Genomic DNA, 12,369 nt, shown 5'->3' with positions numbered 1-12,369 from the left:
ACGGCGACCCGGTGGGCGCCACCGGGGAGGGCAACGGCCGTCGCAGGCCGGACGGAGGCCGCCGCGTGACGGGCGGGGGCCTGCGGCCGGCGCGGCGCGCCGGCGCCTTTCAGGGGGCGGGGGCCGTCGCCGCGCTATGCGCGTCGCGCACCCGCGCTCGCGTCCGCGGCGGTCCCCGTGCCCGTCCCCGGGGCTCCCGTATCCGTCCCCGTGGCCCCCTTGCCCGTACGGGTCCCCCGGCCCTTGTCCCTCGCCGTGCCCCTGCCCTGCGCCGTCCCCCTGGCCTTCGCCGTACTCGTGCCCCCGCCCGCACGCGCCGTCCCGGCTCCGTCCCCCGCGGCCGCCGTCCCGTCCGCGCCCCCCGTCCCGTCCCCCGCGCCCGGCGCTCCCGCGCCCGCCCCCGCCCGGCCGCGCCGCCGGCGCACCACCCGGTGCCGGCGGCGCTCGCCGGCCGCGGCCGGCCCGGTCCGCCGCGCCAGCCAGAGCCGGATCTCCGCGCCGCCCAGCACCGACCGGCCGATCCGTACGTCCCCGCCCGTCGACTCCGCGACCCGCCGCACGATGTCCAGGCCCAGCCCCGTCGACCCCGGCCCGCCCTGCCCCTGCCCGCGGGCCAGCGCCGCCTCGGGGTCGGGGATGCCGGGGCCGGCGTCCGAGGCGAGCACGATGACGGCGTCGCCGGCGTGGTGCACGTCGACGGAGAAGGCGGTGCCCTCCGGGGTGTGCCGGAAGACGTTGCCGATGAGCGCGTCGATCGCGGCGACCAGCTCGGCGCGCGCCACCGGCACCTGCGCCGGCCGGTCGGCCCCGGCCAGCCGCGCGGACCGCCGCTCGTCCTCGGCCAGCGCCGACCAGAACTCCATCCGCTCACTGATGACCGCGGAGACGTCGCAGCCGACGACCGCCGCCGCCTGCTGCCCGGCGGGCCGGCCGCGCTGCTCGCGCACGGTAGCGATGATCTGGTCGATCTCGCGCTCCAGTTGCGCCACCGCCTGCCGGGTCTGCTCGGCGGCGCCGCTGTCGCCGAGGGAGGCGGCGTTGAGCCGCAGCACGGTCAGCGGGGTACGCAGCCGGTGGGAGAGGTCGGCGGCCAGCTCGCGCTCGTTGGCCAGCAGCAGCGCGACCTGGTCGGCCATCGAGTTGAACGCCACGGCCGCCGAGCGCAGTTCGGACGGCCCCGACTCCTCGACCCGTACGCCGAGTCTGCCCTCCCCCAGGTCGTGCGCGGCGCCCGCGAGCCGGCGCGCGGGCCGTACCATCCGGGTGCCGAGCCGGTCCGCGATCACGACGGAGCCCGCGACCAGCGCCAGCCCGACACCCGCCAGCACCAGCCACGCCAGCGCCACGCCCTCCGTCAGCTCCCCCGCCGGCACGAACACCTCCACGACGGCGACCCGGTCGCCCTCGACGGCGATGGGCTGCAGCAGCGCGTGCCCGCCATCGACGGCCACCAGCGACGACGTGCCCGCGCCGGAGGCGCGCTCCACATCGGCCGCGCCGGCGCGCGGCTGCCCGAGGCGTACCGCCGGCATGCCCGCCGCGCTGCCGCGCGGCACGTGCACCGCGATCCGCCCGTCCGCGCCGGCCTCGGTGCTGCCGACCGCGCGCTCCAGCTGCTCGGCGTCGGTGGTGATCGCCAGCGCCGGGCCGATGCCGGCGGCGATCCGCTCGGCGTTGGTCAGCGCCCGGTCGCGGGCCATCTCCCTGACGACGAGGCCGAGCGGCACGGCGAAGGCGACCACGACCATCACCGTGACCGCCAGGCACACCTTGACCAGCGCCCACCTCATGGCTGCCTCATGACTGCGGTATCCCGGCCGGCGGCTCCAGCTTCACGCCGACGCCGCGCAGGGTGTGCAGATAGCAGGGGTTGGCGGCGGTCTCGCCCAGCTTGCGGCGCAGCCAGGACAGATGGACGTCGATGGTCTGGTCGTCGCCGTACGACTGCCGCCACACCTCGGACAGCAGCTCCCGGCGGGGTACGACCACGCCGGGCCGCTCGGCGAGGAACGCCAGCATGTCGAACTCGCGCCGGGTCAGGTCCAGTTCCCGGCCGTCCAGCTCCGCCCGGCGCCGCCGCAGGTCGATGGCGAGCCCGCCCACGCGCAGCTCCCGCGGCGGCGGGGCGGCGGCGCGGCCGTGGGCGCGGCGCAGCACGGCGCCGAGGCGGGCCTGCAGGTGCTCGACGGAGAAGGGCTTGACGAGGTAGTCATCGGCGCCGTCGTTGAGCAGGCGTACGGTCTCGGACTCGTCGTCCCGCGCGGTGGCGACGATCACCGGCACGTCGGTGATGCCGCGCAGCATCTTCAGCGCCTCGGCCCCGTCGAGGTCGGGCAGCCCGAGGTCGAGGATCACGACGTCGAAGCCGTGGTGCGCGACCTCGCGGAGCGCCTCCAGCGCCGTGCCCACGCTGCGCACGGTGTGGTCGGCCTCCGTCAGATGCCTGATCAGCGCGGAGCGCACGAACGGGTCGTCCTCCACCACGAGCACGCTTGCCATGCCCGGCAACGTACGCCAAAAGCGCGGTGCCCGCCGCCCCGTCGACGACGCGGTACCGGTCGGGCGGGCGCGCGCGCACCCGAGGGGGGCGCGCGGGCAAGCGGTTCCGGCGGGCGTGCGGCACCGCGGGGGCGGGTGCGGCAGGATATGACCGATGCGTCGAAGGTTTGTGCACGCGCTCGCGTGGACCCTGACGACACTGGTGGCCGTGACGGTGTCGTGGTTCGGGGTCCGGCTGGTGCTGGACAGCACCTCCGACCGGCCGCACACGGTGCCGCTGTCGGGGCGGGCGCCGTCGGCGCGGGAGTCGTCGTCGGAACCGCCGTCGTGGGTCGGCACGGCCACGGAGCGGCCGATGCCCTCGCCGACACGGGCGTCGGAGGCCCCGCCGGCCACGGAGAGTTCGGCGGAGCCGGAGCGTACGGACAATCCCGGCAGCTCCGGCAGCTCCGGCAGCTCCGGCAGCTCCGGCAGCTCCGACGACGCCGCGGGCGGCGCGGCACAGCAGGACCGGCCGGCGGAGACCGCGACGGGGGACGTGCGGACGTATCCGGTGGCCGGCGGGCGGGTGACGTTCGAGATGGCCGCGGGCTCGGCGGAGTTGGTGTCGGCGACGCCGGAGGCCGGGTGGCAGATGCAGACGTGGGAGCAGACGACGTGGATCCGCGTCGACTTCCTCGCGGGCGACCGGCGGACGTCGGTGATCTGCACCTGGCACGACAGCGCACCGCGGGTGGAGACGAACGAGTACGCGACGTAACGCACGCGCTCGCCCTTCTCCTTAGGAGAACACCTCCGGCGGCGGCGCCGGAGAGTCCGTCGCCGTGGCGTCCGTCACCGGCCGGGCGCCGGCGGCGAAGTCCCGGAGCCCGCGGCCGTGTTCGACGCGGCCGGGCTGCGGGTCGGTGGCCGCCCGGCGGGTCAGCTCGGCGACCGGCAGCGGGACGGCGGAGGCGAGGAGCACGGCGTTGCCGAAGCGCCGGCCGCGCCAGACGGCCGGGGCGGCGATGGCGCACAGTTCGGGGAAGACCGCGGCGGCGGTGGCGGTCTGCGCCCGCAGGTACGCGAGCGGCGGCCCGTCGGCGAGGTTCGCGGCGTAGACGCCGCCGGGGCGCAGCACCCTGCGCACCTCGCCGAGGAATTCCGTGGTGGTCAGGTGCGCGGGGGTGCGCGCGACGCGGAAGACGTCCCCGACGACCAGGTCCGCCCAGCCGTCCGGCACCTTGGCGAGCACCGCGCGGGCGTCGCCGTTCCGCACCCGGATCCGGGCCCGCTCGGGCAGCGGCAGTTCGGCGCGTATCAGCGCGGTGAGCCGGCCGTCGACCTCGACGGCCTGCTGGACGGAGCGGGGGCGGGTGGCGGCGACGTAGCGCGGCAGGGTCAGCGCGCCGCCGCCGAGGTGCAGGACGTGCACGGGGCGGCCGGCGGGCGCGACGAGGTCGACGGCGTGGCCGAGGCGGCGCTGGTACTCGAACTCCAGGTGCGTCGGGTCGTCGAGGTCGACGTGGGACTGCGGGGCGCCGTCGAGGAGCAGCATCCAGGCGCGCGGGCGGTCGGGGTCGGGGCGCAGCTCGGCGGTGCCGCCGTCCACGTCCACCACGACGGGGCTGCGCCCGCCGCGCGACCTCTGCCTGGCCACCCGCCCAGTATCCCCCGCGCCCGCCGGGCCCGCCGCGCGGGTCGAGCGGCGGCGGGCTGCCCGGGAACGGACCGCGCAAAAAGGACAGTGCAGAAGGACGGCCCAGCAGCGGGCTTCCCGGGCGCGGACGGCTCAGAAGCGGTCGGCGGCCTCGATCGTGCGGGCCGCCTCGCACAGCGCCGCCGCCAGCAGCACCGGGTCCGTCACCGGCGCCGCTTCCTCCGGCGGCACCAGCCAGTGCGTCCCCGCCACCGGCGGCACGGACGGCCCCCGGCGCAGCGTCGGGGCGCACGCGCTGCCCGGCAGGTCCCAGCGCTCCGCCGTCCCCGGCGGCACGAGGAAGCCGAGGGTGTCGACGCCGCCGTCATGCAACACGGGCCCGACGGCCGTGCGCAGCCGGAGGATGTCGACCGCTTCGAGGCCGTGTCTGGCCGGGACGGTGACCAGGTCACACGGGTCCGCGGCGGCCCTTGTACCGCCTGTGGTCTCCCCGCCGGTGTCCGGCACAGGAACCCCTCCTCATCCAGTCCCCGTTCGTCGTGCCCCCGTCCTCTGCACATCCAACGCTCCGCCCGCGTCAACGGCACGGCGTGAGGTCGCCGCAAAGGATGGCGGTTTATAGCGGATCGGGGGTGGCGGGTCCCGCATGTCGGCAGACTCTCCGTGGCGGTGCACGCACCGTGGGTACGGTCGAGCCGCGCCGCGCGGCACCGGGCAGTTGCAGATCAGTAGTTACAGAGCGACACAAGCGAGACGAGCAAGAGAGCGACACGAGGGAGGGACAGCGGACGTGGCCGCCCCATCCGGCCGATTGCGCCCCAACACCGCCTTCCGCGAACTGCGCGGCAGCCGTTCACCGGGCGAGTTCGCCGCCGCGGTGCGGCGGGCCGCGCGGGAGATCGGCGAGCAGGTCTCCTGTGACGCGCGTTACGTCGGCCGCGTCGAGTCCGGCGAGATCCGGTGTCCCAACTACGCGTACGAGCGCGTGTTCCGGCACCTGTTCCCGGGCCGCTCGCTGGCGGATCTCGGCTTCGAGCCGCGGGAGGCGGTACGCGGCCGAAGGGCGCGTGGCACCGGCAGTGCGCCCCCGCGCACGTCCATGCCCCCCACGCCCTCCGGCGACCCGGAGAAGCCCGTGCCGCCGGCCCCGCCCGACGACCCGCCGACGCCCCCGGCCCTCCGCCCTCTCCCCGCCCTCGCGGCTCTCCCGCCCCCCGTGCCCCTCCCGGCCCGTACGCCCGGGTTCCCCGAGGCCGCCGTGGCCGAGGCCGTGCGCCGCATCCGGCTGCACGACGACCGGCACGGCGCCGACGACCTCTACGTCCGCGCCGACCGGACGCTGCGCACCGCCCGCGCCCTGCTCCCGGAGGCGGCCCTGCGCCCCGGCGCCGGCGCCGACCGGCTGCACAGCGCCGCGGGCGAACTGGCCCTCTCCGTCGGCTGGCTGGCGCACGACTCCGGCCGCTACGCCGACGCCCGCTCGCACTACGCCGAGGCCCTCGCCACCGCCCGGCTCGCCGACGACCCGGCCCTGGAGGCACACGCCTTCTCCAACACCGCCTTCCTCGCCCGCGACGCCGGCCGCCCGCACGAGGCCGTACGCGCCGCCCAGGCCGGCCGCCGCGCCGCCGCCGAACTTGGCTCCGACCGGCTGCGCTCGCTGCTCGCCGCCCGCGAGGCCGGCGGCTGGGCGCTGCTCGGCGACCGCGCCGCGACCCACGAGGCGCTGACCGCCGCCCGCGACCTGTTCTCCCGGGGCGCGGCGGACGAGGGGCCGGAGTGGATGTCCTTCTACGGAGAAGCCGAGCTGACCGGCCTGGAGGCGCAGTGCTGGGCGGCGCTCGGCGAGCACCGCCGCGCCGCCGAGTGCGCCCGCGGCGCCGTATTCCTGCAGGACCCGCACTTCGCCCGCAACACCGCCCTGTTCACCGCGGAGCTGGCCGCCAACCTCGCCGCCGCCGGCCGGCCCGACGAGGCGGCGACGGCCAGCGGGCGGGCGCTCGCGCTCCTGGACGCGGTACGGTCGGCGCGCGTACGGGCCATGCTCGGCGGCACAGCGGACCGGCTGCGGCGCTGGTCGGGCTGCTCCGAGGTGGACGCGTTCCTGATGAACATCAGGCTGATTTCCGCCTGATCCGGCAGCGCGGGGCAACCTCTCCGGATCATTCAGCGTCTTTCTGGCTCCCTCCACTGTTCGGTGGACGGGATATACACCGTGCGGTGGGCTGACGTACACCGTACGGTTGACCGTGGGCTACGTGGGGCGGCCCGTAGCGGGGAAGCGGAGACGGAGTGCCTGGAGCATGCGACTGAGGCAGCGTTGGTGGACGGAGCTGTTGCTCGTCGTCGTGGTGTACGTGGCGTACTCGATGGGTCGGCTACTGGCCCGCGGTGACGTGCCCATGGCGGTCGACAACGGCCTCGCGCTCCTCGACATCGAGAAGACCCTGCACATCAACTTCGAGGACCCGCTCAACAGACTGTTCACGGCGCACGCGGTGCTCGGCGTCCCCGCCGACTTCATCTACGCGTCACTCCACTACGTCGTCACGCCCGTGGTCCTCGTGTGGGTCTGGCTCCGCCACCGCGTCCACTACCGGCGCTACCGCACCTGGCTGCTGCTCTCCACCGTCGTCGCCCTCGTCGGCTTCATCCTCATGCCGACCTGCCCGCCGCGGCTGCTGGACCCGGCGTACGGGTTCGTCGACACGATGGCGCAGTACTCGGACTACGGCTGGTGGGGCGGCGAGGCGAGCGCGCCGCGCGGGCTCGGCGGCCTGACCAACCAGTACGCGGCGATGCCGAGCCTGCACGTGGGCTGGGCGCTGTGGTGCGCGGTGGTGCTGTGGCGGCACGCGCCGCACACGCCGGTGCGGCTGCTCGGCGTCGCGTACCCGCTCGTCACCACCATCGTGGTGATGGGCACCGCCAACCACTACTTCCTCGACGCCGTCGCCGGCGCCGCCGTCATGGGCATCGGCTGGCTGCTGCTCCGCCCGTCGCTGCGGATCGCCAACGGCATCCGCCGCCGGGTGTACCGGCTGGGCTCCCGCATCGGCGGCCTCGGGACGCCAGCGGGCGGCGGCGTGGTGGCCGCCGGCGGCCCGCGGCACGGTGCCGCGGACGACGCCGACGACGCCGACGGCGCCGAGGTACCGGCCGACGACCGCGCCCCGGAGAAGGTCCGCACGGGCGCGGGCGGCGGCCTGGCCGGCGACGCCCCGGACGCGCCACACATCCCGAGCCCACGCGCCACGGACGACGCGCCGGGCCCGGGCGACCCGCCGACGCCGCCGGGCGGGAGACGTGCGCCGGTGGAGCAGCGCGGGGGTGCGGCGCAGTTGATGTGCCAGAGGCTGGCGTACTGAGGCGCCGGCGGCCGGCGTACCGGGCGGGCGGGGGCGCGGCGGCCGACGGATACGTGCCTCGCACCGGCGACGGTGACGACGTGGGCGCACGGCGCGTGTGCCCCCGCTGTGCGGCACACGCCCTCGGCGCAGGGCGTGCTCGCCCGCCCGCGGCGGGCCGCTGCCCTCGGCGCACGGGCGTCGACGCGCCGGCGCCCCCGCCGCGTCGCCGGCTACCGGCCCGGGGCGACCGCGGTGTCGGTGCGGCGTGCCAGACTGCGGCGCGTGGAACGTACGACCGCTAAGGGTGACTTGGCCCACACCGGCGAACGCGAGGCCGACGGGGCGTCGGGACCCGCACTGCGCCGCCGGCTCGACGCGCTGCGCGGCGCGGACGTGCCGCCGCGCGCCCTGGACGCGCGGGCGCTCGCCGCGCTGGCGGCCAACCCCGGGTGCCGGCGCCGGACGCTGCTGGACGGCGCCGGGATCGACAAGGGCGCACTGGCCGAGGCGCTGGGCAGACCGGCGCCGTTCGGGCAGTCGCAGTTCGCGTTCGCCCGCGGCAACGCCTTCGAGGCCCGTATCACCGCCGACGACGGCGCCGAGCTGCTGAGCCTGCTCGCCGAGCGCACCGGCGACACCCCGCCGGACCCCGCCGCCGTCCACGTCCCCGACCTCACCGCCCCCGGCCCCCGCGGGCGCACCGAGCGCACCCGGCTGGCCCTCGCGGAGGCGGTGCGATCCGGCGGCTGGACGCTGCTGCGGCACCCGATGGTCAGCCTGGAGGTCGCGGGCGCGCCGGTGTACCTGGAGCCGGACGCGGCGGTGATCGGGCCGGACGGGCGCTGCACGGTGGCCGAGATCAAGTCCTTCCCGATCCTCGACGGCTCCGCGGACCCGGCGAAGGTCGGTGCCGCGGCCCGGCAGGCGGCGGTGTACGTGCTGGCGCTGCAGCAGCACTGCGAGGTGCGCGACAGCGTGCTGCTGGTGTGCCCGAAGGACTTCTCCAACCAGCCGGTCGCCGAGCCCGTGGACGTACGCACGCAACTCGCCGCCACCCGCCGCCAGCTCGCCCGGCTCACCCGCCTCGAAGCGATCGCCGCGGCGCTGCCGGCGGACCTCAGCCTGGACGTCCGCGAGCCGCCGCCACGGCTCACGGCGGCGGTGGAGGCGGTGGACGCCGCGTACGCACCGGAGTGCCTGGCGGCGTGCGAGCTGGCGTTCCACTGCCGCGCCCGGGCCCGCGAGCGCGGGGACGTGACGACGCTGGGCCGCGGCGTACGAAGCGAGCTGGGCGGCCTGCGCACGGTGCGGGAGGTCGTGGCGGCGGCGTCGGGCCGGCGGGCGGCGCCGGAGGCGGGAGCGGCGGAGGCGGGAGCGGCGGAGGCGGGAGCGGCGGAGGCGGCCGCCGTGGCGCAGGAGCCACGAGGATCGGAACCGGCCGCGGTGGACCGGGAGCCCTCGGCGTGGCCCGGCCCCGAGCCGCAACCCGGCCCGGCAGACCCGGCTTCGGCCGGGCCGGAGCCCGGTCCGGCCGACCCCGCCGTGGCCGCGGTGCGGCGGGCCGCGGCGCTGCGCGCGGAGGCGCTGGCCGCGGCGGCTGCCGCCCGGGGCACGGCCCCCGGTGTGGGACCCGGCGCGGCCCCCGGCGCTTCCGGCCCCGGCGTTCCCGGCTCCGCGCCGGAGGCGGGGGGTGGTGCGGCGTGAGCCTCATGGTCACCCTCGCGCGGGCGGAGGCCGTGGCCGCCGGGCGGGCCACCGCGCTCGCCACCGTCCGGCACCGCCACCTGTCCGACCGGCCGCTCGTCCTCGTCCCCATGACCGCCGCCGGCGAGGCCGCCGCCCCGCTCGGCGCGCTCGTCGGCTGCGACCGCGCGCACCCGCGCCTGCTGGTCGTACCGCAGCCGCGCGACCGCGACCTGCGGTTCGCGTTCCTGGCGGAGCTGGCGGCCGAGGTGCTGCCGTACATCGAGTCGTACGCGGAGGACGGCGGCACCGCAACCGACGACAGCGACGGCGACAGGGACGGCGGTGCCGAACCCGCCCAGGAGCCCTGTGCCGACGCCGCGCAGCTGCTCGTGCCCAGCCGCGCCGGCGTCGAGTACGTGCGCCTGCTCGGCCGCTCCATGCGCTTCCGCAGGACCGCCGAGGACGACCCCGGCACACCGCACCCCGCACCCCCGCGCGTACCGCTCCTCGGCCGGTGGCTCTCGCACTACGGCGAACGGGCGCGGGTGCCCGGCGCCGCGTTGCTGCTGTCGGCGACCGAGCTGCTCGCCCGGCACTGGGCCACCGGCCAGAGCACCGTCGAGGACCAGCACCTCGGCGCCCTGCTCGCCTGGATCACCGACGGCGCCGCCGCCGCGGAGCGCGCCGAGACCGGCCGCGACGCCGACGGGCAACTGCTCGTGCCCCCGGCCGGCCCCGCCACCGACCCCGCCTTCGACAACCGGCTCCTCGCCCCCGCCATGGCCCGCTACGACCGCGCCCGCGCCGCCGGCGACGCCGCCGCGACCCTGGCCGCCGAGGACGCCGTCGCCCGGCTCGTGGAGAGCCGGCTGCGGCCCACGTGGGACGCGGTCTGGCGGTCGTACGACCTGCTGCGTGCCCTGCCCGGCGGCGCGCACGTCCCGGGCCGGTGGCTCGGCGACCGCTGGTCGTTCACCGCCCACCGCGACCGGCTGCGCGCCGGCGAGCCCCCGCAGCCGCGCCGCGACGACGCGGTGACCGCCGCCCGCAAGCTGGCCCGGCGCGAGCGCGCGCTGGCCGAGCTGGACGCCCAGGAGGCGCTGGACGACCCGCTGACGATGGCGGAACGGCGGCTCGCGGGGCAGGCGTTCGTGTGCCGTACGGAATCGGTGGAGATGACGTACTCCGAGGGCCGCCGCCCGATGCCCCGGCCGCTGGTCACCGTCGTCACCGACGACGCACCGCACCTGGAGGACGGCGGCAGGGTCTACCGCGAGCTGGCCGGCGGGCGGACGCAGCGGGCCCTCGTCGCCGGGTACGGGGAGGGGCGGGTCACCGTGCAACTGCAGGACGGCATGGGCCGCTCGCGCGCTCCCGCTGAGGGCTCCGTGCCGGAGCCGGGAGACCGGGTGGTGTGGACGCTGTTCGAGCACACGGCCCGCCGCGGGCCGGCGCTGCCGGAGCCCGAGGACGTCCCGTGGACGCACGGCAGCCCGCCGGGGCGGGCCGCGGAGGAGCCGGACCGGGTGACGGCGGAGGACTTCCTGTGACGACGCGGCCGGGGACAGGGCCGGGCGGGCGCTCGGCCGGGACGCACGGGGCGACGGGCGGGGCGGACGGCCCGCCGACGGGCGCGCGCGAGGCGGCCGGGCCGGGCCGGCACGGCCCACAGCCGCGTACCGCGGTCACGCTCGCCCCGCGGCCCGCTGCCCCCGCTCCCGGCACCCCTGCCGACCCCGGCGCCGACCCCGGCCTCGACCCCGCCTCCGCCGCCCGGCTCGCCACCGAGGCCATCCTCCGCGACACCCTCGACGGCCCGTCCCGCGGCGTCCTCGTCGACTCCCCGCCCGGCGCCGGCAAGTCCACCCTCGTCGTCCGCGCCGCCCGCGAGCTGGCCGCCGCCGGCCGCCGGCTCGTGCTCGTGGCCCAGACCAACGCGCAGGTCGACGACCTCGTCGACCGCATCGCCCGGGAGCAGCCCGACCTGCCCGTCGGCCGGCTGCACAGCAGCGACCCCCGGCCCTACGACCCCGTGCTCGACCGGCACGAGTCCGTACGTACCGCCGCGAGCCTCGCCGGCCTCGACGGCCTCGCGGTCATCGCCTCCACGGCCGCGAAGTGGGCCTTCGTCGCGGCGGCCCGCGCGAAGGACGGCGCCGGCGCCGAGCGCTGGGAGCACGCGATCGTCGACGAGGCGTACCAGATGCGCTCCGACGCGCTGCTCTCCGTCGGCGGGCTCTTCGAGCGTGCGCTGTTCGTCGGCGACCCCGGGCAGCTCGACCCGTTCAGCGCGGTCGGCGCCGAGCAGTGGTCGGGGCTGGCCTGGGACCCGGCGGCCAGCGCGGTGACGACGCTGCTGGCGCACCACCCCGGCCTGCCGCAGCACCGGCTGCCGGTGTCCTGGCGGCTGCCGGCCTCGGCCGCGCCGCTGGTGTCGCGGGCGTTCTACCCGTTCACGCCGTTCCGCAGCGGTACGGGTCCGGGTGAGCGGCGGCTGACGTTCGCCGGGCGGTCGGACGGCTCGGGCGCCGACCGGGTGGTGGACGAGGCGGCGGCGAGCGGCTGGGGGCTGCTGGAGCTGCCCGCCGCGCACATGCCGCGGACCGACCCGGCGGCGGTGGCGGCGGTCGCGCAGGTCGTCCGGCGGCTGCTGGAGCGGCGCGGTACGACGGCGTCGGAGCGCGGCGAGGGCGCGCTGACCGCGGACCGGATCGCGGTCGGCACGGCCCACCGGGACCAGGCCGCGGCCGTACGGGGCGCGCTTGCGCGGGCCGTGCCCGGGGAGGCGGCGGGGGCGGTCACGGTGGACACCGCCAACCGGCTGCAGGGCATGGAGTTCGACGTCACGGTGGTGCTGCACCCGCTGGCCGGCCGGCCGGACGCGACGGCGTTCCACCTGGAGACCGGCCGGCTGTGCGTGCTCGCCTCGCGGCACCGGCACGCGTGCGTCGTGGTGTGCCGGGCGGGCGTGCCGGAGCTGCTCGACGAGCACCCGTCGACGGAGCCGGTGCAGCTGGGCGCGGCGGTGAAGTTCCCGGACGGCTGGGAGGCGCATCAGGCGGTGCTGGCGCACCTCGCGGACCATCGCGTACGGGCGTGAAAGCCGGCGCCGCCCGCGCCCGTTCGGGCGGTCCTGCGGGGGAGCGCGGGGGCGGGGTTGCGCGGCGGGGGAGAATGGGCGATGGCCCTCAAGGC

Annotated in this window: 10 protein-coding genes; 6 read left to right on the top strand and 4 right to left on the bottom strand. The window is 77.7% G+C overall.

The genetic code is table 11. The annotated features are described in order from the left end of the window. Positions 1-134: 134 nt before the first annotated feature. Both T328_RS13675 and T328_RS13670 read right to left on the bottom strand, forming a co-directional pair. Positions 135-1,790 (bottom strand): HAMP domain-containing sensor histidine kinase, encoded by a 1,656-nt coding sequence (locus T328_RS13675; RefSeq protein ID WP_496496274.1) that lies wholly within the window; start codon positions 1,788-1,790, stop codon positions 135-137. A gap of 7 nt (positions 1,791-1,797) precedes the next feature. After that, the gene (locus T328_RS13670; protein WP_496496273.1) at positions 1,798-2,499 is read right to left on the bottom strand and encodes a response regulator transcription factor; all 702 of its coding nucleotides are present in this window, start codon (positions 2,497-2,499) and stop codon (positions 1,798-1,800) included. Positions 2,500-2,653: 154 nt separating this feature from the next. Here T328_RS13670 and T328_RS13665 point away from each other — a divergent pair, with 154 nt between their 5' ends. Then, entirely contained in the window at positions 2,654-3,259 is a 606-nt protein-coding gene (locus T328_RS13665; RefSeq protein WP_496496272.1) for a hypothetical protein, read from the top strand. A 21-nt stretch (positions 3,260-3,280) separates the two neighbouring features. Here the strand turns inward: T328_RS13665 and T328_RS13660 are convergent, their stop codons facing one another. Beyond that, positions 3,281-4,138: a spermidine synthase gene (locus T328_RS13660; protein ID WP_496496271.1), complete on the bottom strand. Its 858-nt coding sequence runs from the start codon at positions 4,136-4,138 to the stop codon at positions 3,281-3,283. A gap of 132 nt (positions 4,139-4,270) precedes the next feature. Then, positions 4,271-4,645, bottom strand: a complete 375-nt coding sequence (locus tag T328_RS13655) for a hypothetical protein (protein ID WP_496496270.1) — start codon at positions 4,643-4,645, stop codon at positions 4,271-4,273. 304 nt (positions 4,646-4,949) lie between these two features. On the opposite strand from T328_RS13655, the gene T328_RS13650 reads away from it, so the two are divergent. The 5 genes from T328_RS13650 (at position 4,950) to T328_RS13630 (ending at position 12,274) form a co-directional block, all read left to right on the top strand. Beyond that, entirely contained in the window at positions 4,950-6,272 is a 1,323-nt protein-coding gene (locus tag T328_RS13650) for an NsdA family TPR-like regulatory protein (protein WP_496496377.1), read from the top strand. 169 nt (positions 6,273-6,441) lie between these two features. Further along, complete coding sequence (locus T328_RS13645) at positions 6,442-7,506, top strand: phosphatase PAP2 family protein (RefSeq protein ID WP_496496269.1); 1,065 nt, start codon at positions 6,442-6,444, stop codon at positions 7,504-7,506. Positions 7,507-7,797: 291 nt separating this feature from the next. Then, entirely contained in the window at positions 7,798-9,192 is a 1,395-nt protein-coding gene (locus T328_RS13640) for a hypothetical protein (protein WP_496496376.1), read from the top strand. 5 nt (positions 9,193-9,197) lie between these two features. Then, on the top strand, positions 9,198-10,724 hold the full coding sequence (locus T328_RS13635; protein WP_496496375.1) for a hypothetical protein: 1,527 nt from the start codon (positions 9,198-9,200) through the stop codon (positions 10,722-10,724). After that, a complete protein-coding gene (locus tag T328_RS13630; RefSeq protein WP_496496268.1) occupies positions 10,721-12,274 on the top strand; it encodes an AAA domain-containing protein in 1,554 nt (517 codons plus the stop codon). The genes T328_RS13635 and T328_RS13630 overlap by 4 nt, the downstream gene beginning before the upstream one ends. Positions 12,275-12,369: the final 95 nt, after the last annotated feature.

Source organism: Streptomyces sp. CNX435 (genome assembly GCF_059570575.1).
The sequence above is the reverse complement of the archived record's forward strand: the minus strand, read 5'-3'. Positions and strand labels throughout refer to the sequence as shown.